The organism is Bradyrhizobium sp. Ec3.3 (genome assembly GCF_000472925.1).
Lineage (GTDB): Bacteria > Pseudomonadota > Alphaproteobacteria > Rhizobiales > Xanthobacteraceae > Bradyrhizobium.
Map to the genome: position 1 here is coordinate 1 of NZ_AXAS01000055.1, position 21841 is coordinate 21841.

A 21841-nucleotide genomic window follows, 5' to 3' on the forward strand; every position below is an offset into this window, starting at 1 on the left:
GTTGGTCGGCCGCAGCGGTGCCGCGATTTCCAGCGCCAATACGATCTGAAACCGGCACGGTGCCAACGGATGACGGTATCCGGCGTCACAATCGTGAACGCCTTGATGGTATTTGGCACCAAACGATACAGACCAACAAAGATCAGGCGATCCATGGCACTGAAGGGCACCCTCTTCGGCACATGCCGTCGCTGGATGTTAAGTTGATGACGAAGGATCAGGATCTCAGCTTCCAACGAGACCCGCGACCGGAACAATAGGACCAGCACCGACCAGACCAGGCTGTATGCTTCTCTCATGAGACAAAAGCATTGCGCGATTCGACCTCACGTACCAGCCGGATTAGGGTTTCCGACAGGGACACGCGCCGCTTGGCCTTGCCGATCAGCTTGGAGCCGGCGCTGGCGCTTAATCAACGGCAGGTCGCGCAGGTCGTTGCCGTCATGCTCGATCAGGTCTTACCGATTAAGCACGGTGGGAGGTTGGCGAGCCGGGCTTCTACCTGGCCGCGTGACCACTTCTGCCGCAGCACGATTGCGCCGCGCTGATCGTGGCCCACGATGTGGAACGAGTTCTTGCCGATATCGATGCCTATCACGGCGATCGCTGAGCTGAGTTTCTGAGACATGGCGTGCTCCTTGTCTTGGGCGCCCCTTGCCAGCTTGTCATGCTGGCAGGGCCGGAGCACGGCCGGACCATTCCATTAGCGGACCTCAGCTCAGCTGCTCGCATAGCGCCAGTCCTGACGGATCAGACGCGATCACGCGCTCATCCGCTGAGCCGCATTGTCCAGATAGGCGGCGAGATGCGCGCTGAGGTCGCGCGCGTCATCGCCGGCGCCATCGATCAATGCTGACTTCCGACGCCGCAAGAACTGCATCCCCATGAGGTAGACGCCCGGCGCCGGGACAACGCCGCCGTCATGCGTGACGTAGCCTTTGCGGTCGAGCACCGGCAGCTCCAGCCAGGAATAATCCGGCCGATAGCCGGAAGCCCATATGATGGTCCTGATCCCGCTCTTGACGAGGTCCATGCCGAGCGGGGGCGCGTCCTCGACGCGGGTCGGCGGCAGCCGATCGGGCGTCGCCACCGCGCCGTCGAGGCCGTTCGCGCGCGCCCATTCATCGAGGAGCTCGAGCAGCCTCCGCATCTTGAGATCGGAAAGCGCGCACATGTTGCGCAGCGAGCCGGAAAATTGCGCCTTGCCGTCCTGTGTGATGCCCGCGAGACGGCCGGTAAGCTTTACACCAATGTCGGAGAGCGCATTGAGGTCGAGCGTCGAGCGGTCCGGCGTGCCGGCAAGCTGCAGCGAGGGAGCGCGCCGCGCCCGCACGACGTCGTCCACCTGGTCATAGCGTTCGTCGAGCACGCCTGCGGCGTCCATCCACCATTCCAGATCCTTGCCGCGATAGACGCGCGGGGCCCGGATATGCTCGCCGACCGCGAGCGTGACTGGCCGTCCCGAGCGCTGGAGCTCGTGCGCGATCTGTGTGCCGCTCGAGGACGCGCCGACGACGAGAACGCCACCGTCGGCGACCTGAGCCGGATTGCGATAGGATTGCGCTGTCAGCGTCGCGACCGACGGCGGCACGCTCGCCGCAAAGCTCGGCACCTTCGCGGTGTTGCACGCACCCGAGGCAATGACGACGGTGCGGCATCGCCAGTCGCCGCGATCCGTGCGCACGAGGTACCCCGCACCATCGCTGCGCACGGAGGTGACGGTCGTATGCGTTCGCACCGGGGCCGAGATCGATTTCGCATAGCCTGCGATGAAGTCGACGATTTCCGGCAGCGTCCGATAACCATCGGGATCGCTGCCCGTATAGGTGAATCCGGGCAGCCGGCTCTGCCACTTGGGCGTGAGCAGCCGCAGCGAGTCCCATCGCTCGGTACGCCAGCTCTGCGCGACTTCGCCGCGCTCCAGCAGGACATGGTCGATCGAACGCTCCGCGAGGCAGCGGCTCATCGCAAGAGCCGCGTGCCCCGCACCGACAATGACGGTGGTGACAGCGCTCATCGGGCCGTCTCGGCAAGATAGTGGTCGCTGCCGCGATCAGTTCACCACGACGGTAACGTTCGTCGGATTGGTCACGATGTCATAGACGGCCGAACGCTTCTGCGATTGCGCAACCAGCGCCTCGATGTCCTCGGGCTTCGCGTCGGCATCGATCTTATATTTCACCGTGATGCCCTTGAAGCCGTTGCGCACCTCGCTGTCGATGCCGAGGATGCCGGCAAGGTCCATGTCGCCCTCGATGGTCGCGGTCACGGACTTCAACTGGATGTTCCGGTTCTGCGCGACCGCCGCGACGCCTGCGGTGAGACAGCTTGCCAGTCCGACCAGGACGAACTCCACCGGCGTCGCGCCCTTGTCCTCGGAGGCGAAGACCTCCGGATGATCGGCATCGAAGTTGAAGGTGGTCTTGCGGTGCTGCTCTTCGCCGAGGCCGAAGAAGCTTTCGACGGTCGAATGGCTGTGGGTGCCGTTCTTCCACTCGCACGCCGCGCGCCACTTGAACTGCGCGGCCTCCGGAGCCTTGGTGAGAGCGTCGCGCGCGTCGAGCAAAGCCTGAACGTTGACGCCATTGCTGACAGTTGTACCGTTTGCCATGATGTGTCTCCCTGTTAATATCCGTGCGGTTGAGTTACTAATCCCGCGGCAATTTCGTTGCCGCGCGATCAGAAGTTCTGAAAGAGCTAGACAAGCGAAACCTCGATTGCCAGCGGCGGCCGCTCCCTGAGGGTGCAGTCCACGGTCGATTGCGTCTCGGCGATTTCGGCCAGATCACGCAATTGCTGATCAGGGACATTTTCCGCCCCGATCTCAATCGACATACGCAGGCTACTGAGCGCTGTCGAAACTCCATCGATGCCCGTCATTCCGCGAGCGTCTGTCTCACTGTGTACGGTCACCTTGAGCGATCTCAGGGTGATACCGAGGCGAGCAGCACGCATGGCGATCGACGTAGCAGTACATGAAGCCATAGAAGCTCGCAGCAGCCAGCCGGGGTTCGGCCCACTCGCATCACCTCCCATGGCAGGCGGCATGTCGGTGATGACCCTCTCCCCATGGGGCCCCGTGACTTCACACCGCAGTCCATTCTGCCACGTTGCGCTCGCCGGCGGGTTCGACTTCTTGGCTGCCGCCGGGCGTTCGAGGAACACACGGTGTAGTCTTTCCAATGACTCGCGCACGCGCGAATTTGACATGGTCCGATCCTTCCAAATGGACGTACCGAACTGTTCGTCCGGCGAAAGGGGTTCACTTCGTTCCTGCAACGACAACGAATTCTCCCGGTATCGAATAGTGGTCGCTAATCAGATAGGCCTTGAGGGACTCGAGATATTCCTTGCGCGCTTCTGACTTCGTGTCGGGCGAAAAGTGACTGTAGGCGAGCGCCACCGGTCCGCCGACGAATGCCGCATCACAGGCTTCGTCGCCCGTGGCATATTCGAGTCGTGTCTCAAGTCGCCTCTCGACAACGTCGCCAAACCCGGCAGCGCTGAACGCATGCTGCAGGTTCTGGGCTGTGCCAAGGCGAAAGAACATTGGGCAAACCTCCGATTGGACACGCGCATCAACGATGGGGAAAATTTCCGCCCACCCACACTTGCTCCGCTGGCCCCAAACGGCGCATACGGCGCGCCCTCCCGGCCGCAGCACTCTATGGAAGTCGCGTATCGCCTTCTCGGGATCAGGCACGTACATCAGGCCTAGAGCGCAAAGCACGACGTCGAATGAATTGTCGCCGAAGGTCGACTGCTCGGCCTCCATGCGTTCGAACTGAGCATTTGCGATTCCCCGACCAGCCGCGATGTCTCGCGCGGCGAGGACCATCTGCTCAGAAATGTCCGTGCCGACAATCATACCACTGGGCACAATCGCGGCGGCAGCTCTGAGGGTCACAAGCCCCGTGCCACAGGCAACGTCCAGAACCTCGCCCCCGGGCTCAAGGGCGGCCAAATCGAGTAGGGTGGACTGTGCCGGTTCGAGTTGGGTTTGCCACGAACGTTCATAATACGAGGCGGCCTTGTCCCATCCGTACCGTTGCACGCGTCGTTGCAGCTTAGCGTCCATCTTCATCCTCTCGATGAGGATCGTCGCAATCGGCAGGATGGAGGATGCGCCCGAAATAGGTCTAAGTGTTTGAGGATTGCTTGATTTGTCCCTGAGATTGCCCTGATTATTCGCTGAGGACGCGGCCGATTTCCAAGGCGAACGGGGGTACTCGTGCGGTTCGACTGCCTCGATCCTACCCGACTCCCATTACCGGAAGTCACGTCTTTGAGTGACGGTCGGAGTCCCTCCCAGCATTCAGGAATCAAACGTTTCGATGCCCTGGCGCGTGAGCCCCGCCTGCTATGCCACCAGTAGGTTCGGCCAGGCGTGGCACGAAGGTGCGCCGCAAGGTCTCAGCACCGGGCGGGCGCCGGCACTAACCAGGCAGCGTCGAGCGGGCCTTCGAGATCGTGCGAGCGCACTTCGCCTCCGTGGCTCGGGCAGTTGACCCGCACGTGTCGCGCAGCCAAGAAGCCGTGCCAGCGGCCGCGCGTGTCGGCGGCAAGCATCCTGCTGGACCGCGGCTGGGGCAAGCCCACCCAGCCGCACACCGGCGAGGACGACAAGGACATCCACGTCACCATCCGGAACATAGTCCAGGAGCGGCGTAACGATTGACGTCGGTGTCCCCATTCAACGGCCGGCGCAGTCGTGTCGCTGCAGCAGCCGGCTGACAGGCAGCACGGCGCGCCCCGACGGGAAAAAAGATGACATGCGGCGGCAGCGGCGCGGTGCGGTGTGCCTGACGAAGCGGCCCTTGGCATCGCGAGAACGTATCATCGATCAATCCTCCAGCCCGAGCCGAACGCGAGCGCGCGCGATGGTCTTGTACGACAGCTTGCCGAGGCCACGGCGCTCGATCTCGGCAGCAGCAGCCCTTGAGGACAAGTGCGACAACTCCCGCAGGACAGGCTCCAGCTCGGCGTCACGGGCTGCGGCGGCGCTGCGGTTGGCGTCGGCGATCTCCTGCCTGCCAAGCCTGACGCCGCGCGCCTTGGCCGCTGCCAGTGCTTCCTTGGTGCGCCGGCTGATCATCGCGCGCTCCTGCTGCGCAATCGCCGCGTAGATGTGCAGCATGAACGGGTCGACGTTCCTGCCCAGCGCGGTGACGATGAACGGCACCCGCTGCGCCATCAGGCCTGAAATGAACGCGACGTCACGGCTGAGCCGGTCGAGCTTGGCCACGTCAACTTCACACCGGACCTTCTAGCTAGGGTGGCGGAGATTCTCCGCTATCGCTTCATCTCGCCTCGAATCGAGTGTCAAGGAAAGCCGATGTTCAATCCGATTCCCGACAATGACGCGAATGAAGCCTATGAGGTCGTGCCCGCTAGCTATCCTGCGGGCTGGTGGACAGTTACGGCCCAAGGCATCCCCATTCGCCATTTCGGCGATAAGCGGATGGCGGAGCGGTACGCCAGCGACCCGGAATATCGGGCGAGCGTCGTCAGCCGGACACTGTAGCGGCGGGACCGAGAGCGCAAGGCGGAGTGGTTACGCAGGGGTCTGCAAAACCAGTAGCACTAGATCAACCGCCGTCGCCCTTCTTGCCGCGCCATCATTGATGTGCCGCGCATCACAGTCGAGGCGAGGCCGATATGTCGTCATCCGCTTGCAATGGGGAAGCGGAGAGCAACATATGAAGATCTATCTTTTGGTGAATGCTGACGGCCGTACTTCTGTTCGCGGGCATGGGCGCGAGTCATGCGGTGGTACGAATCGCGGATGACCCTGGTGGCCGGATCGGAACCTACGTCGACAGATATCAGGATCTGCGCAGTTCAGGCGAAACCGTCATCATCGACGGCCTCTGCGCCTCCGCCTGCACCATTGTTCTCGGCGCCATCCCGCACGACCGGATCTGTGTGACCTCGAACGCGACGCTCGGCTTCCATGCCGCCTTTCGGTTCCAATGGCCGGGCGATTACCAATCCCGAGGCGACCCAGCTGCTGTACTCGATGTATCCGTCGCAGGTGCGGCGCTGGATCGCGCAGCGGGGCGGGCTCAGCCCGCACATGATCTTCCTCAGGGGCAAGCAGCTCCAGGCGATGTACAGGCCTTGCTATCTGGACGCGCAGGCCGCGACCAGCACGCCGCGGTCCTTTATTACCCCGCCTCGCTTGCGAGAAGGGGCGGAGGCCGCCTTCGGCGACCGTCCCTAGAGCAGGTTACATGGTGCCGTCGCACTGGCGCGCCCGAGGGGGGAAGAGGACATGCGGCGGCAGCGGTGCGCCTGACGAAGCGGCCCTTGGCGTCGCGGATGCGTCATGACGCGCCCCCTGTTGCCTGGAAGCCGAGGCGGACCATCGCATTCCTGACCGAGACCGCGTTCCAAGGCTTGCCGCTCCAGCTCTTGATGCCGCGGCGGTCGAATTCGGCGGCAATGGCGCGGAGCGACTGACCGGCGAGCTTCTGCAGGATCGGCCGCAGCACCTTGTCGCGCCTGGTCGCCGCCGCAACCAGCTTCGGATTGCCAAGTTGCTTGCCCTGCGCCTTCTTGGCAGCGAGTGCATCCCGGGTACGTTGAGAGATCAGCCGACGCTCCTTCTCGGCCAGCACTGCGTAGAGGTGCAGCAGGAACGGATCGACGTCGGCGCCCAGCTCGGTGACGACGAACTGGACGCGCTCCGCCATCAGCCCGCTGATGAAGTGAACGTCGCGGCTGAGCCGGTCCAGCTTGGCAACCGCGACCGCGCACTTGCGATGTTTGGCCTCAGCCAACGCGGCGGCCAGCTGCGGGCGGCGATCAAGCACGTCGGCACCTTTTCCGGTCTCGACCTCGACGAACTCACCGGCCAGCTGGAAGCCCTCCGCCTCGGCGAACCGGGCAATGGCCTCGCGCTGCGCTTCCAGTCCGAGGCCGGAGCGACCTTGGCCCACACCAACCGAACCTACGATATCTCATCCAACGCATGAGGCACTTCACCGGCGCCGCAGTGGGCTCAGGTCTTACGCTCTTTAAGAACTCCGTTGAAGGGCCACCAACGTTAGTAGCGGGCGCCAAAAGCCGACGCCACATCGCCTACTCGTCAGGATTATCAGCTCGAGGATCGGCAGCGCCACCCGCTTCGGCCACGTTCTTTATGAGCGCTCGAGTTCGAACGACGATGTCGCCTGCTCGCTTACTATCGTTTGCGATGCTATTGAGCACTCGCCCGACTTGTTCCATATCTGGCGATTGAGCACGCAGTAGGTTCATTCCGACTTGCGCACTAACGATCACCGTCGTGATCGCGTTGATGACCTCATGGGCTTGGGCATCATAGCTGTGCATGAATTCCGCGGAGATCATCCCGTGGGCAAATGGGATGCAGTGTTTGGTCTGCTTGGACATAGTGCGCTACCTTCTTCAGCGCTGTCGGCCCGAGACGCTGCTCCAACGTCGACGGGCTAATTTCCCCAGAACCGCTAGTTCCCTGAACATATGACCATGCTCTGGGTATATGTTCATCACAGAAATTTGGGTTGTCAAGTGTCTTCCCGGGCGCCGTCTGGTTCCACTTTTCGCGGCCCGATGCTTCAGCTTCTTGCCGCAATAGCGGATATGACGGCAGAGACGAGTTGGGAGAAAAGCACCCCCATTACTCGGCCCAGCATTGACCTCGGATAGCAGCTTTGAGCATATGCCCTAACCTTGGGCATTTTCTCATCGCCAGCAATTCGCCGTTAACGCATCGTCCGTGAGGAAAGGATGGTGCCAGCGACCTTCGAACCGTTTGCAAGCGGAGGGATTGCGGCGCATTTGTCAAGGCGACGGGCGATACCGCAGGAATGGGATCCTTGGTTTGCATCTGGGCGGAAACCGCCAAACCATGCGGCGAAGATAACAGCGCATCGACGTGCGATGGCCTCGGCATGCAGTAAACGTGTGATCAATTCCGCGGCAATAATCGCAACTGCGACCGACAAGACCGCTATTGTATAGTGAGAAATCGCGGTCGGCTTTGGTAACCCTCGAGGGAGATCAGGTCTTGTCATTCTGCTTGCTCGTCCCGCTTGAGGTGATGAGACTGCAATGCTCGCGCGATGAATTCCTGCAATTCGTGATCTGGCTGCCCATCGTTGCAGGGCACCCCGGTCTCCGGCAACCAAGATTAGCGCATTTTGAAGAGATCGGCGCAATTCGACTGGCCGCCGGGTAGGTCCAGGTTTTCTTCATTACCGGACCAGACCATACGCAAGTCTAGGAGAGTCGCTGGGCCGAAGAAGCTGAGGCAAAATACAGCAAATTGCGGCAATCGCGAGTAAGCGAGTGGTGCTGAATCCGGATAAGACTCAGGCACATCGGACGATCGCCTGGTGGTCAATCTGGAGAATCTTGCTAACTGCCGCGCGGCACCGCAGTGCTTTCGGTTCTACAAAGAAGGAGAACGGACATGATCTCTGCGGCATTTCCGTACCAAAAGAAGCGGCGGCGGGTCCTCGGCAGGGAGATGGCGTATGTGGAGGTGGGACAGGGCGACCCGATTGTGCTGTTGCACGGCAACCCCACCTCGTCGTACCTGTGGCGCAACGTGTTGCCGCACCTGCAGCCACTGGGCCGCTGCATCGTCCCCGATCTGATTGGCATGGGCGACTCTGACAAGCTGCCTAACAGTAGCTCTACCTCGTATCGCTTCGTCGAGCACCGCCGCTACCTCGATGCTCTGCTTGGGGCCCTGGATGTGCGCGAGCGGATTACCTTCGTCATCCATGACTGGGGTTCGGCGCTCGGCTTCGACTGGGCCAACCGTCACCGCGACGCCGTGAAGGGGATCGCATACATGGAGGCGATCGTAGGGCCGCAGTACTGGGACCACTGGGACAAGTTCGACATGCGACCCGCCTTGCAGGGGCTGCGTTCAGAGAACGGCGAGGAAATGGTCCTACGAGACAACTTCTTCATCGAGAAGATCCTGCCGGGGGCTATCCTGCGCCCCCTCTCCGCCGAGGAGATGACGGAGTACCGACGGCCGTTCTCCGAGCCCGGCGAAGGCCGACGGCCGACGCTGACTTGGCCCCGGCAGATTCCCATCGAGGGCGAGCCCGCCGACGTGAGTGCGATCGTGACCGCCTACACGGACTGGCTGGCGACTAGCAGTGTGCCTAAGCTTTTCTTGAGGGCCGAGCCCGGTGGGATTCTCGGCCAGGGCCCGGTTCTCGACTTGGCCCGCAGCTTCCCAGCACAGACCGAGGTGACGATCGCGGGGCTCCATTTCGTTCAGGAAGATTCTCCGGACGAGATCGGGAGGGCTATCGCTGGCTGGATGGGGGCCATGTAGGGCTGATCGATCTCGCTTGCGCCGACGAGATGATCGAATGAGATTCGCGGGCGAGCGCCAAAGCCGGACTAGGTTGTCATCCTCTCGTAGAACCTTGCCACCGGGGCTGCGTTCTAGGGAAAGGAATACCTTGTGGACTTCTACCGGCCTCGATCATCAAACTTATGGGAGAGAGAAGTGGGACTGTCCTGGCAACAAGGTCCGCTCTCAACAGGAGCAATCGGCCGGTTCCTCGTGCCCAAACCTCTGCCCAAAAGACTGTTGTACGTCGAACGGTTGCGCCGGCGCATGCGCGTGCGCTTCGGGGGAATCTGGATCGCCGATAGCGAGCAAGTCCTCCTGTTCTTCGAGCCGGGCCGCTATCCGGTGGCCTACTTCCCGGAGGCCGACGTTTCCCCTCATGTCCTGGAACGCACCGAGCATAGCACCCAACACCCCGATCTCGGGCTCACGTCCTGGTACAGCGTCGGGGCGGACGAGCAACACATCGCGCAGCGAGGGGCCTGGCAGCACATTGCACTACCCGCTCACGCGAGCGAACTGCAGGCCCACGTCGCGTTCGCCTGGCGGGCCATGGATGCCTTCTACGAAGAAGACGAACGAATCGTGGGCCATGCCGCCGACCCCTACCACCGCATCGACATTCGCCAAGCCTCTCGTAACCTTGTGGTCCGCTATCGTGATCGGATCATCGCCGATACCAAGCGGCCGGTGGTCCTCTACGAGTCCGGCTTCGCTCCGCGCTGGTACGTTCCACGCGCCGACATCGATGAGTCCTCCCTCACCCCCGTGAAACTCCAGACTTTCTGCCCATACAAGGGGCTCTGCAGCTATTACTCCATCGATGACGCTCGTCTGGCGGCATGGTCGTATCCTGACGCCTATCCCGAGGTCCGCCGCATCTCCAACCTGGTGTCGTTCGAACCGGACATTGTCTCAGTACATATCGATGGCACGCAGCTCCATCTTGAGCCGGGCCAGTCCGTGGTTCCGCACGGCCCCGATCGCAACCTCGACGTCGCCGAGGTCGTCCTCGATCAAGCCCCCGGTGGCGGGCCCGCAGCGGATGCGAGCGGCTAGGAGGACTTCCGGTTCCCGGCAAAGTGGAGCGAGACATGGCTCGACTGCTATCAGTGAACGTCGGACTTCCGCGCGATATCGAGTGGAAAGGTCGCATTGTACATACCGGGATCTGGAAAACTCCCGTGCGTGGCGGCTGTCGGGTCGGCCGGTTGAATCTGGACGGAGACGGTCAAGGCGACCTGGGCGGCCACGGGGGTGAGCAGCGAGCCGCCTTCGTCTATCAGATCGAATCGTATCGCTACTGGCAGGAGCGATTGAAGCGGACTGACTTCGTCCACGGACAGTTCGGCGAGAACTTCACGGTCGAAGGATTGCCCGACGACATCGTTTGCATCGGCGACCGTTATCAAATCGGCGGCGCAGTGTTCGAGGTCACTCAACCTCGCGTGACCTGCTATCGCGTTGGCATTCGGATGAACGAGCCGCGGATGCCGGCATTGCTGACATCCAGCGCACGTCCGGGGTTTTACTTCCGCGTCCTGCAGGAGGGAGACGTGGGCGCCGGTGACGAGATTGTGAAGGTGGGAGAAGCGAACGAGCGAATGACTGTCGCAGAGATCAACGCTCTCCTTTATTTGCCCAATCATGCGTGCGACCAAATGGAGCGCGCCTTGCGGATCGAGTCGCTTTCGCCCGGATGGCGCGCATCGTTTGAGGCACTACTGCAAAGCCGAACGACTGCCGCTGGGAGTGGCAATGCGGGGCTTGCGCCGGCAGCAGCCGCGCATCCGGTTTCACCAGGATTTCGGCCGCTCACGGTGATGGCGATCGATCAGGAGTCCGTCGACGTCATCTCCCTGTCAATGCGAGATCCGGGCGGTCAGCCGCTGCAGCAGGCTCTGCCCGGTCAGTACGTCGTCTTGCGCCTTCGCCCGACCGGCGGCGGCCCGCCACTTTTTCGCAGCTACTCGCTCTCGGGTCCCCTCTCGACGGAGCGCTATCGGATCAGCGTGAAGATCGACCCGAATGGGGTGGCTGGAACCTACCTGCGGGAGCAGGTTCGGATGGGCGATGTTCTCGACGCCAGCTCGCCGCGCGGAAGTTTCATCCTGCAGTCCGGAGAGCGGCCTGTAGTGCTGCTCAGCGCGGGCATCGGAGCGACGCCTGTTCTCGCCATGCTGTACGCGCTGGCGGCAGCCCGCTCGACGCGGCAGGTCTTATGGCTGCACACGGCTCGGGACCGGCAGCATCATCCATTTGCCGCCGAAGTCCGCCGCCTCATGTCCGCGCTCACCCACGGCCGCAGCTACATTTGTTACAGCCGGCCGGGCTCGCGCGACAAGATGGGTGAGGATTTCAACGCTACCGGTCACCTGACGCGATCGGTCTTCGACGAAGTCGGCATCCCGCGAGAGGCGGATGTCTACCTCTGCGGGCCGGCTCGCTTCATGGCAGACATGAGAAAAGCGCTCGCAGCCTTGGACGTGGCGCCGGAGCGAATCCACGTCGAGATCTTCAATGGCAGCGAGCCGATGACTCCTGGCATCGTCGACGCAGCGATGCGAGCGCCACACGTGCCTAAGGTCGACGCCAACACCGGTCCGCTTGTCTCGTTCGCGCGAAGTGGGATCGCTGTACACTGGAAGGCGTCAGCTTACCAGAGTATCTTGGAACTCGCCGAAGCGTGCGACGTCCCGGTCCGTTGGTCATGCCGGACCGGTGTTTGTCATAACTGCGAGAGCGGTTTGGTTTCGGGCGCGGTCGCCTATGAACCGCAGCCACTTGATAAGCCCGCCGATGGCAACCTTCTCATTTGCTGCTCACAACCAATTCGTGACATTGTCCTCGATTTGTAAACCCTGAGGGCGGCTTATCAGACGAAGAGGAGTCGCGGCGCGATGAATACAACCAGCACAGCGGCCATAAACTTCTCAGTCGAGGTCATCACGTTGTCGGTGAGCGACGTCGACCGAGCGCTACGGTTCTATGTCGACCAGGTCGGCTTCACGCTCGACGTCGACTATTCGCCGGACGACGCGTTCCGCGTCGTGCAGCTCACTCCGCCAGGCTCTCGCTGCTCGATACAAATCGGACGCGGACTCACCGATGCGCCCGCGGGATCACTTCGCAACGTCTTTCTCGTCGTCACCGACCTTGAGGATGCACGGAGCCGCCTGCTCGAATGTGGGGTCGAAGTCGGTGAGATCCGGCATAAGGTACCCATTGATGCCTGGGGCGGGGGTTTCGCACCCGGGCTCGACCCCACACGTAGGGACTACGCGAGCTTCGCCGACTTCTCGGACCCGGATGGCAACAGCTGGGTGCTACAGGAACGGGGTTACCGCAACATGTAAGTATCGTGGAAGCTTGGTGAGGCTGGCTGCTTCATCGCTGCCAGTTCGAAGTGCTCAATGCGTCCGAGAATGCCGTACAGCGGCTGATGATGAGTCCTCCGAAGCGCGCCTGTGGTCTTTCGGTTCCTTGGCGTTCCGCCATGCGGCTTCGTACCGAGCTCGGAAAAGGCACTCTCGTCCCTCATGGCCCCGTCGTACGCACCACGATCTAGCAAGAACAACCCGGCCGCGATAATCCGGAGAAAGCACCTTTGATCGGAGATGACTAAGCTCACGAGGGAGCTTAAACCACCTGCGCCTTTGAGAGACCATCAAATGAAAATATCAGGAGCCACGGCAGGCATTGCACCATCAATCGCCCTTCTTTTCGCTCTTGCCGGTCTGCCAATCGCCGCAATGGCGGACTCCGATCAAAGGTCGCCCAAAAAGCTATCTTCGCCTTCTGTTGACACTGTCCGCGTTCAACCTCGCGGCCAGGAGTTCATGCCAAACTCCGCCGAAGACAATGCCATCCAGCGGCGCTTGTCGATTTTCAACGAACAACAAGGCCAGGAGGATCTTGCACTGGACAAAAAACTGAAGATCTGTCGTGGCTGTTGACCGGCGCGCCTCTGTCGCAGCGGCAGCGCTTGCTGGACTTCATCGCAAGCACAGCCCCTTCGATCAATCAGTCATGGCTTCTCGGTAAATGAAACAAATATACGATCCAGCATTAATTTCTATCGTTGATAGCGATCCGCTCGCACGAGAGAGCTTGAGACTCCTGCTTGAGGATGCAGGCTTCATAGTTGAGTGCGCGGCGTCAGCCGAAGATTATCTGGAACAGTCCGAAGCATGCCGACCCGACTGCATTGTACTCGAGATCCAACTTTTAGGGCGAAATGGTCTCGCGCTTCAAACTCAGCTAGCAAACTCCGAGCCCCAAACCCCGCTGGTATTTGTCACCATCGAAAACAATGTTCGAACTTCCGTTCTAGCGATGAAAGCGGGCGCAGTGGACTACTTGACGAAGCCCTTTCAAGGTGAGGAGGTGTTGGCTGCGGTCCGCAGCGCCGTCGCGCTGAACCGTGTCGATCGAGCAGAGCGCCGGTTGCTGCAGACACTGCGCACTCTGTTCACATCACTCTCGCCTCGCGAACGCGAAACAATGGGGCTGCTTGCGGCAGGCAATGGTGTGAAGCAAATCGCAGGACAAATGGGCGTGCGCCCTCACACGGTCCGCGTCCACAGCAGCCGGGTCATGCTAAAGATGGGCGCTCGATCCATCGCTGATCTAGCGCGAATGGCCGACAAGCTTGAACATGACGAAGGAGAACGTTCTCGATGCAAAGCCACAAGGATCTGTCAGCCACATCAAAGTCACTTCGATTATTACTTGGCCGGTCGCGACCCTTCCGAGCGCTTTTCGACCGCTGGTCCCCCTTATCGACAGGCTACCCATGCCTGACTCCACTTCTGGGTCGACAAAAATACCGAAAGTAAGGCTCAGGGTGTCGCGGACTTAGACTTCCGCGAAGCGCGAAAAAGAATTCAGTTCTCACACACGGCCCGAGGTGCAGGCAATTTTGCGGGAAGACGTTGATGGCAAGGACGCCTGGTGCTCGCAAGTCAGCGAAGTGAGTGGCAAGAGTGTTCTATGGTGATCTGTCGTCGGCGGCGTTAGGCAGTCCGTTTGCGATACCGACGCGATCGACCAAAAGGCGCTCCGAAGGACGCGCCGGCGCAGCAATACCGCGTAGTTCATCCGGGGTCTAACAAGGTTCGCGTCTGCCGCGAGACAGGTTAAGGTTGCAGCGCCATAGCAGCCAGGCCACCTTTCTCGAGAATAAAGCCGGCAATCTCATCAACTCCCAGCCCGTTTTTCAAATTGGAGAAAATGAAGGGCCGCGCGTTGCGCATCCTTCGCGCATCCGATTCCATAATCTGGAGGTTGGCACCGACCAAAGGAGCCAAATCGATCTTGTTAATGACAAGAAGGTCCGATCGAGTAATGCCGGGACCGCCCTTGCGCGGGATCTTTTCGCCCGCAGCGACATCGATCACATAGATCGTCAGGTCTGCCAGCTCCGGACTAAAGGTTGCCGCCAGGTTGTCACCGCCTGACTCCACGAAGCACAGTTCTGCTCGAGGGAATCTGAGGTCCATGTCCGCAATCGCGGCCAGGTTCATCGAAGCGTCCTCACGTATCGCAGTGTGCGGGCAGCCGCCAGTTTCAACGCCCATGATGCGCTCCGCCGGAAGAGCTTGCGCGCGTGTGAGTATGAGCTGATCCTCTTTGGTATAGATGTCATTCGTGATCACATATATCTCGTAGTACCCCCGAAGATGCTTGCATAGTGTTTCGATAAGCGCGGTCTTTCCTGAGCCGACCGGCCCTCCGATTCCAACACGGAAAGGACCATGAAATGTCGCAGCCGCGCCGCCGCGACTCAGTGGACTTTGGTTGATGACTGCCGTCATGACCGGAACAACCTCGTGTACTGAGTTTCATGCAAAATGGACGACAACTCGACCATAACTCCTGCCGATCCGATCTCCTCGAGCGAGGCATTGCGGGCGCATAGACTAGCCGACAGAACCGCCCTCTCGAGCGCTGCGATCGCAAATTGACCGTCGGTCTGGCCAAGGGGTATCAACCTAATCCCCGCAGTGACGAGATTTGCGGCATAGCTGTGCATGAATGCTGGCAGAGCAATGTCCAGTGATATCTGTTCCTTGGCCGACCGGACACCAAGAACGACGGCCAGGATTGGAAAAACTGGCATTTTCGACAGCGCATCGAGCATCGGATCGGGCCACATCTGCTGGAGCATCGTAAGGCACGCCGCAGCTTGCTGCGACGCTTCCAAGCTGAACTCGTATGTGCCGCGAGACGCGGCCGCCAGCTCCGCCACTTGGGCCAGCCTGGTGTGATCGTTGGCAACCGCGCAATGATGCGCTTGGCTGAAAAAAATCGCTTCGTTCCGAACTGAACCATAGCAAAGGTCTGCCTCCAACCATTCAATCAGGCTGTCGCGGCCATCGACATCTCCTGCTTCGACCGCCCATTCGAGACCATGTGAGTAGCTGTAGGCTCCTATGGGAAAAGTCGGCGAGAGCCAGGTCTGCAGCCGCAACAACGACCGAGGTGAACAGGAATATCGATCGCGGCTGGTGCCATCGTTGGCAAATGGGTGATCTAGTGGCATTTCAGTACATGAAGTAGCGCTGGGCCATGGGAAGCACCTTTGCGGGTTCGCAAGTAAGCAACCGTCCGTTGGCTCGAACTTCGTAGGTCTCCGGATCAATTTCCATATAGGGAAGCGAGCTATTCAATATCATCGAATGTTTGCCGATCCGGCGCGTGTTTCTGACCGGAAGAAGCTGCTTTGCGAGCCCGAGCGCCCTGGTTCGTTCCAGCGAGGCGAGGCTGACAAAGGTAACGGAGCTCTTGATCAGGGAGCGGCCGAACGCGCCGAACATGGGCCGATAGTATTCCGGCTGGGGGGTTGGAATGGACGCGTTCGGATCGCCCATGATCGCCGCCGCGATCGTGCCGGACTTGAGCACCATATCAGGCTTCACTCCGAAAAATGCCGGATCCCAGACTACAAGGTCGGCAAGCTTTCCTATTTCAATCGAACCGACATAGCTGGAAATACCCTGGGCAATTGCCGGATTAATCGTGTATTTGGCGACATAACGTCGGGCCCTGAAGTTGTCGTGTTCACCGCTCTCTTCCAGCAAGCGTCCAAATTGTTTTTTCATCTTGTCCGCGGTCTGCCAGGTCCGCGTTATCACCTCACCGATACGTCCCATTGCCTGGCTGTCAGATGACACAATCGAGAAGGCGCCAAGATCGTGCAAGATGTCTTCCGCGGCGATTGTTTCCTTGCGAATGCGGCTTTCAGCGAAGGCGACATCCTCGGGGATCCGGTGATCGAGATGGTGGGTGACCATCAGCATGTCGAGCGCTTCGTCGAGCGTATCGACTGTATAGGGGCGCGTCGGATTGGTCGACGCCGGAAGTACATTCCCCTCGCCGCACACCTTGATGATGTCGGGTGCATGGCCGCCGCCGGCGCCTTCAGTGTGGAAGGTATGGATCGTCCTTCCCTTGAACGCAGCGATGGTATCTTCGACAAATCCGCTTTCATTGAGCGAGTCGGTGTGAATGGCGACCTGGATGTCCATTTCATCAGCCACAGAGAGACAGCAGTCGATCGCACTCGGAGTGGCTCCCCAGTCCTCGTGCAGCTTCAGCCCGCATGCCCCCGCCTCAATCTGTTCGACCAGGCCGGCAGGCAGGCTTGCGTTGCCCTTGCCAAAGAAACCAAGATTCATGGGAAAGGCGTCGGCCGCTTCGAGCATCCGCTGAATATGCCACGGCCCCGGCGAACAGGTTGTCGCCGTCGTACCGGCCGCCGGGCCTGTGCCTCCCCCGATCAACGTTGTCAACCCGGAATACAGCGCTTCCTCGATTTGCTGCGGGCAAATGTAGTGAACGTGGGTGTCGATACCGCCTGCTGTAATGATCTTGCCTTCACCGGCAATGACCTCCGTTCCCGGTCCGATGACAATTTCTACATCGGGCTGCACATCGGGATTTCCGGCCTTGCCGATCGCCGCAATCAATCCATCCTTGATTGCGAGATCGGCCTTCACGATCCCCCAGTGATCAAGGATTAGCGCGTTGGTAACGACCGTATCGACCGCTCCTTCGGAGCGGCTTCGTTGTGACTGCCCCATACCGTCGCGAATGACTTTTCCGCCGCCAAACTTCACTTCCTCCCCATAGTTGGTGAAGTCTTCCTCCACCTCGATGATAAGGTCGGTATCCGCAAGGCGGACCTTGTCGCCGACCGTGGGGCCGAACATCTGCGCATAGGCAGCTCGGCTCATTGTGTTAGGCATGCTAATCTACCTCACTGATAACCGACGCGCCCGGTACATCAGTCTCATCGCAGAGAGCCGTTCACGGCTCGGTTGAACCCAAAAACGAGACCAGACCCCGCATAGGGGATCAGGGACACTTGCCTTGATTGCCCCGGTTCGAACCGCACGGCCGTGCCGGCGGGAATGTCGAGGCGATAGCCGCGGGCGATCTTTCGATCGAATTCGAGCGCTGCGTTGGCCTCAGCGAAATGGTAGTGACTGCCAACTTGGACTGGCCTGTCGCCCTTGTTGGCGACCTTCATCACGATGGCCACCCTGTCCTTGTTCAGGATAATCTCACCTGGCGCCGGGAAGATCTCGCCTGGGATCATTGCAATTCTCCTCCCGAGATTATACGGGTGGCCGTGCTCAACCGCCTCTTCCACTCGCTTGCGATCTTCTCGACTAAGCGTCGAATACAAAGGCCCATGGCAATGCCGGCCGAGTGAAGCGACGCCGTTGAGACAGTGAAGCCAGCGGCATAAGAAGCCAGATTGCTGGCTGCGGCCTCCGTTCCGTGCGCGTGGCCATGAAAAAGCGCGAACAGTCCAACAATCGCCGCTCCGAGTATGACGGGCAGTCTCACTCGCAACGCGACGAGAACTCCGAAGACAACGATCGATGCCGCGATCGCTGGCTCAATCAGGGCGATTTGCAAACCCCAAGCGGCAGCAGCGAAGCCAATCAACATCGCTGCCACGAAAATTAAAGGCCATGCCCAGATCGCCCGTCCACCAACTAGCGCACCCCATAGGCCGACCAGCGCCATGACAGAGGTGTGATCAATACCGGTAAGTGGGTGAATAATGCCTGCGACAAATGAATGGGTGTCGCCAATGGTGAGATGAGCGGAAGCCGGATCCATCAGTATATTGGCAAGGACCATGCAAACGAGAAGGGATTGCATCATCGGCTCCTAGCGAATCGGATCATGAATAGGCACGAGCTTGGTTCCGTTGGGGAATGTGGCTTCGACCTGCATTTCGTGGATCATTTCCGGAATACCTTGCATGACCTGATTGCGCGTCAGCACAGTGCCGCTCGCACATATCAACTCAGCAACCGACTTTCCGTCGCGAGCCCCTTCCATGACGAAATCGGAGATGAGCGCGATACTTTCGGGGTAGTTGAGCTTGATGCCTCTTGCGAGCCGCGCCCGAGCCACCATTGCGGCAACGGCGATCATCAACTTGTCTCTTTCCCGCGGCGTAAGGTTCATGAAGGTCTCCGTCTGTCGCCACGTGCTTCAGCACAACCACATTTTCGGCACTCGAAAAGGACCTGGGCCGAGTTCGCGATCGAAATGTTGAAGGATGCGGATCATGGCGATCTTCAAATCGGCAGACTCCCTGGCGGCGAACCGTACGACAATCAATCCGCTCACCATTGTCACCGCACAGTCGCATTGCCGCGACTGTGCAACTTCGCGAAGCAATTCCAACCTGCGGTCGGGATGGGGAGCACAATAGATCAACGTACCGATGGCTCTGCGGTCAGAAAGAAGTGCCTTCCTGGATAAATGCCGAATCGTGCTGTCGGTCACAAGAAAACTGTCCGCCCAGATCAACCGGCCGCCTCTCCTCACCAGCCAGCTGTCGCGAATATATCCTCTCGTGATTTCCTCGCCGCGGGCGGCACGACCAAGCACAATCCACTCGAGCGCAATCAGTTCTGCGCCTGGGTGGAGATCAATCTCAATCTGTCGACAAATTCGGGCCCCATCAAAGACGATGGTTTCCTGCGGAAGCCACGCAAGCTTCGCTGAGTCGCGGGCCTTCAATCGGGTGTTAATGCGTGCGGGCTCATTCAGCGCGCGATAGATTTTTTCGGCCGCCTGCGAGGTCATCGCCACGCGCGCGTCATCCACCGCTATAATGTCAAGTTCGAACCGGTCTCCACCGGCGATACCGCCCGCGGCATTGACGAGAACTGCTTCTATCGCTGCATCGCCCGCAATCCGCGGGAACATGATGCGAGTTGGAAATTTATCGTAGAGGTTCGCAATACGCGTCACACTCCCGGCACTGTTAAAAACAACGCTTGCTGTTCCCCTGGCCCGCTCCAGATTGGCGTCGCGCAGGACGCGATGCGCCCGACCGGGCCTGCCGTCGTCCACGTTCGGATTGCAGTGGCTCGTTTCGAACATTGCAAAATCAGACATTGGGAGGTCGACATTCGGCCTTTGCGCACAAAGCGCCGACGAAACCGGATCTTGAAGTAAGGGGCGTAACCATTGGCTGCTCTGGTCACGCCCCTGGAGGACCGACGGCAGATCAGAAGCCCGCCAGACCCTGCGGGCTGTTGTAGGGGATCTTTACGCTGCAGACCTCGTTGAGCGAACCATCAGGCTGTGTGGCATAGCCTACGAGCTTCGCTGCATTCCCATAGATCTGATAGAGATGCGCCCCATCGGGCGTGATCCAGTTGTCGGCGGGACCGCTGGTCACCGTTCCGTTCAGCCCCCTGGCGGTGCCGTCCCCCGGAACTTTCGGGCATGCAGGATCGCGCGCGAGTTCGAGGCCGCGGCCATTGATGCGGTAGCTGCTGATATTGCTGTAGCCGAAGTTCGTCGCGTACACCGTACGATCATCCGGCGAGACTGCTAGCCAGCACAGTTCGGACGGCACGCCTGCGCTCGTGTCGATCTTTACGAGCGAGCCTATGTTGACTGTTCCGTCTTTCTCGATGGTGCCCATAGAGCATCCATCGCCGACAGCATATCCGATGAGGAAGGTATCGGGCCGCTCGTGCAGGAAGGCAATGTAGAATGGAGAGCCACCTTTCGCGTCATAGAACCTGGTCGTGCCCAGCGAGCCATCCTTTCGCAGGGGGAATACGGCGAGCCCGTCGGGATCTGGCGCATTCGAAGCGATTGAGTGGAACGCACCGCCGGCCCGCTGGACCCAGAGAATAGGCGAGCCATCTGGATACAAGCCTGTGTGCGCAATCGGCTCGTCGAAAGTGGTGCCAACAAAGACGAGCTCTTCGTTAGGCGAGACCACGACCATAGTGGCCACCCGGTTCCTTTTGCTATAAGTGTTGACCGTGTACTGTTCCTGGCGCGTCGTGAGCTTGCCTTCGGCGTCAACGGACATCAGCCGGAGGTGATCGGGGCCGAACGAGTGCAATACGAAAAGAGTGCGGGTCTTTTGAGAGTAGGCCAGCGACTTGGCGGTGCCGCTCCGACCCTCGACCGGGTTGCCCGTCGCCTTGACGTCCACGAGCGTGAGCCGACCGTCTTCGGCAATACGGAATGTAGACACCGAATTATCGCCGCCGTTGGTCGTAAACAAAAATCGCCGATCCGGCGTGATAATGACACTAGCCGCCCCCTCAAACGCATTGGGCGCGCTGTCCTGGCCGCTAATCGGCTTGAACTCGCCCGAGCCCGCGCCTCCCGTGCTGACGCGCTCAAGTTCGTCGAGTTCGCCGCTGGCGCGTCGTTTGTAGTGGATGATCGCATTCGCAACTTCGTTTGTCTGGGTGTAAAGGTGTCCGGACTGCCCCCTGGACATGTCACTCATGGGCATCTCCTTCATCGTCGGTTCTTTGGCCATCGCGTTGCTCCTTCGGTTGGCGTGGATTACGTTGTCGGAAGTTGAATTCACTCTGTGCGGAGCGTCCCCAAGGGCGCTATCGCTTTAGAACTGGGTACCCATTGACGTAGACCCACTCTGTCGCTTGTGCTGGGACATGGCAGGCCTTGCAGTCCAGCGCGTAGTCGGTCGACGTGGTCTTTGAAGGGTTCGTCGCGTCGAACCACGACCAACCCCAGCCATCTCCCCACAATGCGTTACCGGGAAAACGACTGGCGTCGCCTTTCACCATTACAAACCAGCCCTTCAGGCTGTCTGCGCGGCTCACGGTTCCTGTCGTCATTTCGCTTGTGGCTGCGCTGTAAACCTCCTTCACAAGCACCGTCCCGTCGGGAAAGTGGCCATCCTTGCGGTACGCATCGATTGCGCCCGTTGATGCTAAAACGACGTGGATCTCCTTCGATCCTTTGCCGTTTTCGGTCGCTATCGCCCAGCTTCCCAGCGCCTGATAGGTCGCGAGGTAGTTCTCCGGCACACGCAGATTCCCGCGCGCGTCGACGACGGCTTCCGCCGGCGAACCGTGATCGAACGCCTCGGCGGTCTCCCAACCGCGTCCGGCGACAACAACGATCGTGGCGATTGCTACAACACCCAGGCCCATGGCGCCGATCGCTTTCATGATCATGTCCTCG

Annotated in this window: 25 protein-coding genes and 2 pseudogenes; 9 read left to right on the forward strand and 18 right to left on the reverse strand. The window is 60.2% G+C overall.

Annotated elements, in window-relative coordinates; all coding sequences use genetic code 11:
- From YUU_RS60870 to YUU_RS0135825, 6 genes and pseudogenes are all read right to left on the reverse strand, one after another.
- Positions 1 to 236, reverse strand: a 236-nt coding sequence (locus YUU_RS60870; RefSeq protein WP_210164182.1) for a hypothetical protein, incomplete at its 3' end; no start/stop codon positions are given.
- 224 nt (positions 237 to 460) lie between these two features.
- Positions 461 to 628: pseudogene (locus YUU_RS0135805) on the reverse strand (IS110 family transposase); the annotation flags it as partial.
- Positions 629 to 760: 132 nt separating this feature from the next.
- A complete protein-coding gene (locus YUU_RS0135810) occupies positions 761 to 2017 on the reverse strand; it encodes an NAD(P)/FAD-dependent oxidoreductase (protein ID WP_027526662.1) in 1257 nt (418 codons plus the stop codon).
- A gap of 36 nt (positions 2018 to 2053) precedes the next feature.
- The gene (locus YUU_RS0135815; RefSeq protein ID WP_027526663.1) at positions 2054 to 2611 is read right to left on the reverse strand and encodes an OsmC family protein; all 558 of its coding nucleotides are present in this window, start codon (positions 2609 to 2611) and stop codon (positions 2054 to 2056) included.
- 86 nt (positions 2612 to 2697) lie between these two features.
- Positions 2698 to 3285 carry an OsmC family protein gene (locus YUU_RS57085; protein ID WP_156944692.1) on the reverse strand — a complete coding sequence of 196 codons (588 nt, stop codon included), beginning with the start codon at positions 3283 to 3285 and terminating at the stop codon, positions 2698 to 2700.
- Positions 3263 to 4078 (reverse strand): class I SAM-dependent methyltransferase, encoded by an 816-nt coding sequence (locus YUU_RS0135825; RefSeq protein WP_027526665.1) that lies wholly within the window; start codon positions 4076 to 4078, stop codon positions 3263 to 3265. The genes YUU_RS57085 and YUU_RS0135825 overlap by 23 nt, the downstream gene beginning before the upstream one ends.
- Positions 4079 to 4504: 426 nt before the next feature.
- On the opposite strand from YUU_RS0135825, the gene YUU_RS59215 reads away from it, so the two are divergent.
- The gene (locus YUU_RS59215) at positions 4505 to 4678 is read left to right on the forward strand and encodes a hypothetical protein (protein ID WP_156944693.1); all 174 of its coding nucleotides are present in this window, start codon (positions 4505 to 4507) and stop codon (positions 4676 to 4678) included.
- A gap of 165 nt (positions 4679 to 4843) precedes the next feature.
- Here YUU_RS59215 and YUU_RS52755 read toward each other — a convergent pair whose 3' ends face one another.
- A complete protein-coding gene (locus tag YUU_RS52755) occupies positions 4844 to 5245 on the reverse strand; it encodes a recombinase family protein (RefSeq protein WP_051390063.1) in 402 nt (133 codons plus the stop codon).
- A gap of 90 nt (positions 5246 to 5335) precedes the next feature.
- Here YUU_RS52755 and YUU_RS60470 point away from each other — a divergent pair, with 90 nt between their 5' ends.
- Together YUU_RS60470 and YUU_RS52760 are read left to right on the forward strand one after the other, a co-directional pair.
- Positions 5336 to 5524 carry a hypothetical protein gene (locus tag YUU_RS60470; protein ID WP_027526666.1) on the forward strand — a complete coding sequence of 63 codons (189 nt, stop codon included), beginning with the start codon at positions 5336 to 5338 and terminating at the stop codon, positions 5522 to 5524.
- A gap of 197 nt (positions 5525 to 5721) precedes the next feature.
- Positions 5722 to 6223, forward strand: a pseudogene (locus YUU_RS52760) (hypothetical protein).
- A 103-nt stretch (positions 6224 to 6326) separates the two neighbouring features.
- On the opposite strand, the gene YUU_RS0135850 reads toward YUU_RS52760, so the two are convergent.
- Both YUU_RS0135850 and YUU_RS0135855 read right to left on the reverse strand, forming a co-directional pair.
- The gene (locus YUU_RS0135850; protein ID WP_245288189.1) at positions 6327 to 6941 is read right to left on the reverse strand and encodes a recombinase family protein; all 615 of its coding nucleotides are present in this window, start codon (positions 6939 to 6941) and stop codon (positions 6327 to 6329) included.
- A 142-nt stretch (positions 6942 to 7083) separates the two neighbouring features.
- A complete protein-coding gene (locus YUU_RS0135855; protein WP_156944694.1) occupies positions 7084 to 7395 on the reverse strand; it encodes a hypothetical protein in 312 nt (103 codons plus the stop codon).
- A 1042-nt stretch (positions 7396 to 8437) separates the two neighbouring features.
- Between YUU_RS0135855 and YUU_RS0135865 the strand changes: the two genes are divergently transcribed.
- The 6 genes from YUU_RS0135865 (at position 8438) to YUU_RS52765 (ending at position 14146) form a co-directional block, all read left to right on the forward strand.
- Entirely contained in the window at positions 8438 to 9322 is an 885-nt protein-coding gene (locus YUU_RS0135865) for a haloalkane dehalogenase (RefSeq protein WP_027526670.1), read from the forward strand.
- A 177-nt stretch (positions 9323 to 9499) separates the two neighbouring features.
- A complete protein-coding gene (locus tag YUU_RS0135870) occupies positions 9500 to 10402 on the forward strand; it encodes a DUF427 domain-containing protein (RefSeq protein WP_027526671.1) in 903 nt (300 codons plus the stop codon).
- 35 nt (positions 10403 to 10437) lie between these two features.
- A complete protein-coding gene (locus tag YUU_RS0135875) occupies positions 10438 to 12201 on the forward strand; it encodes an MOSC and FAD-binding oxidoreductase domain-containing protein (RefSeq protein ID WP_027526672.1) in 1764 nt (587 codons plus the stop codon).
- A 42-nt stretch (positions 12202 to 12243) separates the two neighbouring features.
- On the forward strand, positions 12244 to 12699 hold the full coding sequence (locus tag YUU_RS0135880; protein WP_035664305.1) for a VOC family protein: 456 nt from the start codon (positions 12244 to 12246) through the stop codon (positions 12697 to 12699).
- Positions 12700 to 13014: 315 nt separating this feature from the next.
- Entirely contained in the window at positions 13015 to 13299 is a 285-nt protein-coding gene (locus YUU_RS59220; protein ID WP_156944695.1) for a hypothetical protein, read from the forward strand.
- A gap of 88 nt (positions 13300 to 13387) precedes the next feature.
- Positions 13388 to 14146 carry a response regulator transcription factor gene (locus YUU_RS52765; protein ID WP_084801699.1) on the forward strand — a complete coding sequence of 253 codons (759 nt, stop codon included), beginning with the start codon at positions 13388 to 13390 and terminating at the stop codon, positions 14144 to 14146.
- Positions 14147 to 14481: 335 nt separating this feature from the next.
- On the opposite strand, the gene ureG is transcribed toward YUU_RS52765, so the two are convergent.
- From ureG to YUU_RS0135935, 9 genes are all read right to left on the reverse strand, one after another.
- On the reverse strand, positions 14482 to 15159 hold the full coding sequence (ureG, locus tag YUU_RS0135895; protein WP_035664307.1) for an urease accessory protein UreG: 678 nt from the start codon (positions 15157 to 15159) through the stop codon (positions 14482 to 14484).
- Positions 15156 to 15815 carry an urease accessory protein UreF gene (locus YUU_RS0135900; RefSeq protein ID WP_245288190.1) on the reverse strand — a complete coding sequence of 220 codons (660 nt, stop codon included), beginning with the start codon at positions 15813 to 15815 and terminating at the stop codon, positions 15156 to 15158. Before YUU_RS0135900 ends, ureG begins: the two co-directional genes overlap by 4 nt.
- Before the next feature lie 73 nt (positions 15816 to 15888).
- A complete protein-coding gene (gene ureC / locus YUU_RS0135905; RefSeq protein ID WP_027526677.1) occupies positions 15889 to 17592 on the reverse strand; it encodes an urease subunit alpha in 1704 nt (567 codons plus the stop codon).
- Positions 17593 to 17636: 44 nt separating this feature from the next.
- Positions 17637 to 17945, reverse strand: a complete 309-nt coding sequence (locus tag YUU_RS0135910) for an urease subunit beta (protein WP_027526678.1) — start codon at positions 17943 to 17945, stop codon at positions 17637 to 17639.
- Positions 17942 to 18520 carry a HupE/UreJ family protein gene (locus YUU_RS0135915; RefSeq protein WP_245288191.1) on the reverse strand — a complete coding sequence of 193 codons (579 nt, stop codon included), beginning with the start codon at positions 18518 to 18520 and terminating at the stop codon, positions 17942 to 17944. Before YUU_RS0135915 ends, YUU_RS0135910 begins: the two co-directional genes overlap by 4 nt.
- Before the next feature lie 9 nt (positions 18521 to 18529).
- Complete coding sequence (locus YUU_RS0135920; RefSeq protein ID WP_027526680.1) at positions 18530 to 18832, reverse strand: urease subunit gamma; 303 nt, start codon at positions 18830 to 18832, stop codon at positions 18530 to 18532.
- Between the two features lie 27 nt (positions 18833 to 18859).
- Positions 18860 to 19774: an urease accessory protein UreD gene (locus YUU_RS52770; protein ID WP_245288192.1), complete on the reverse strand. Its 915-nt coding sequence runs from the start codon at positions 19772 to 19774 to the stop codon at positions 18860 to 18862.
- 112 nt (positions 19775 to 19886) lie between these two features.
- Complete coding sequence (locus YUU_RS0135930; protein ID WP_027526681.1) at positions 19887 to 21170, reverse strand: beta-propeller fold lactonase family protein; 1284 nt, start codon at positions 21168 to 21170, stop codon at positions 19887 to 19889.
- Positions 21171 to 21246: 76 nt separating this feature from the next.
- Entirely contained in the window at positions 21247 to 21834 is a 588-nt protein-coding gene (locus YUU_RS0135935) for a cytochrome P460 family protein (RefSeq protein ID WP_245288193.1), read from the reverse strand.
- Between the last annotated feature and the right edge of the window lie 7 nt (positions 21835 to 21841).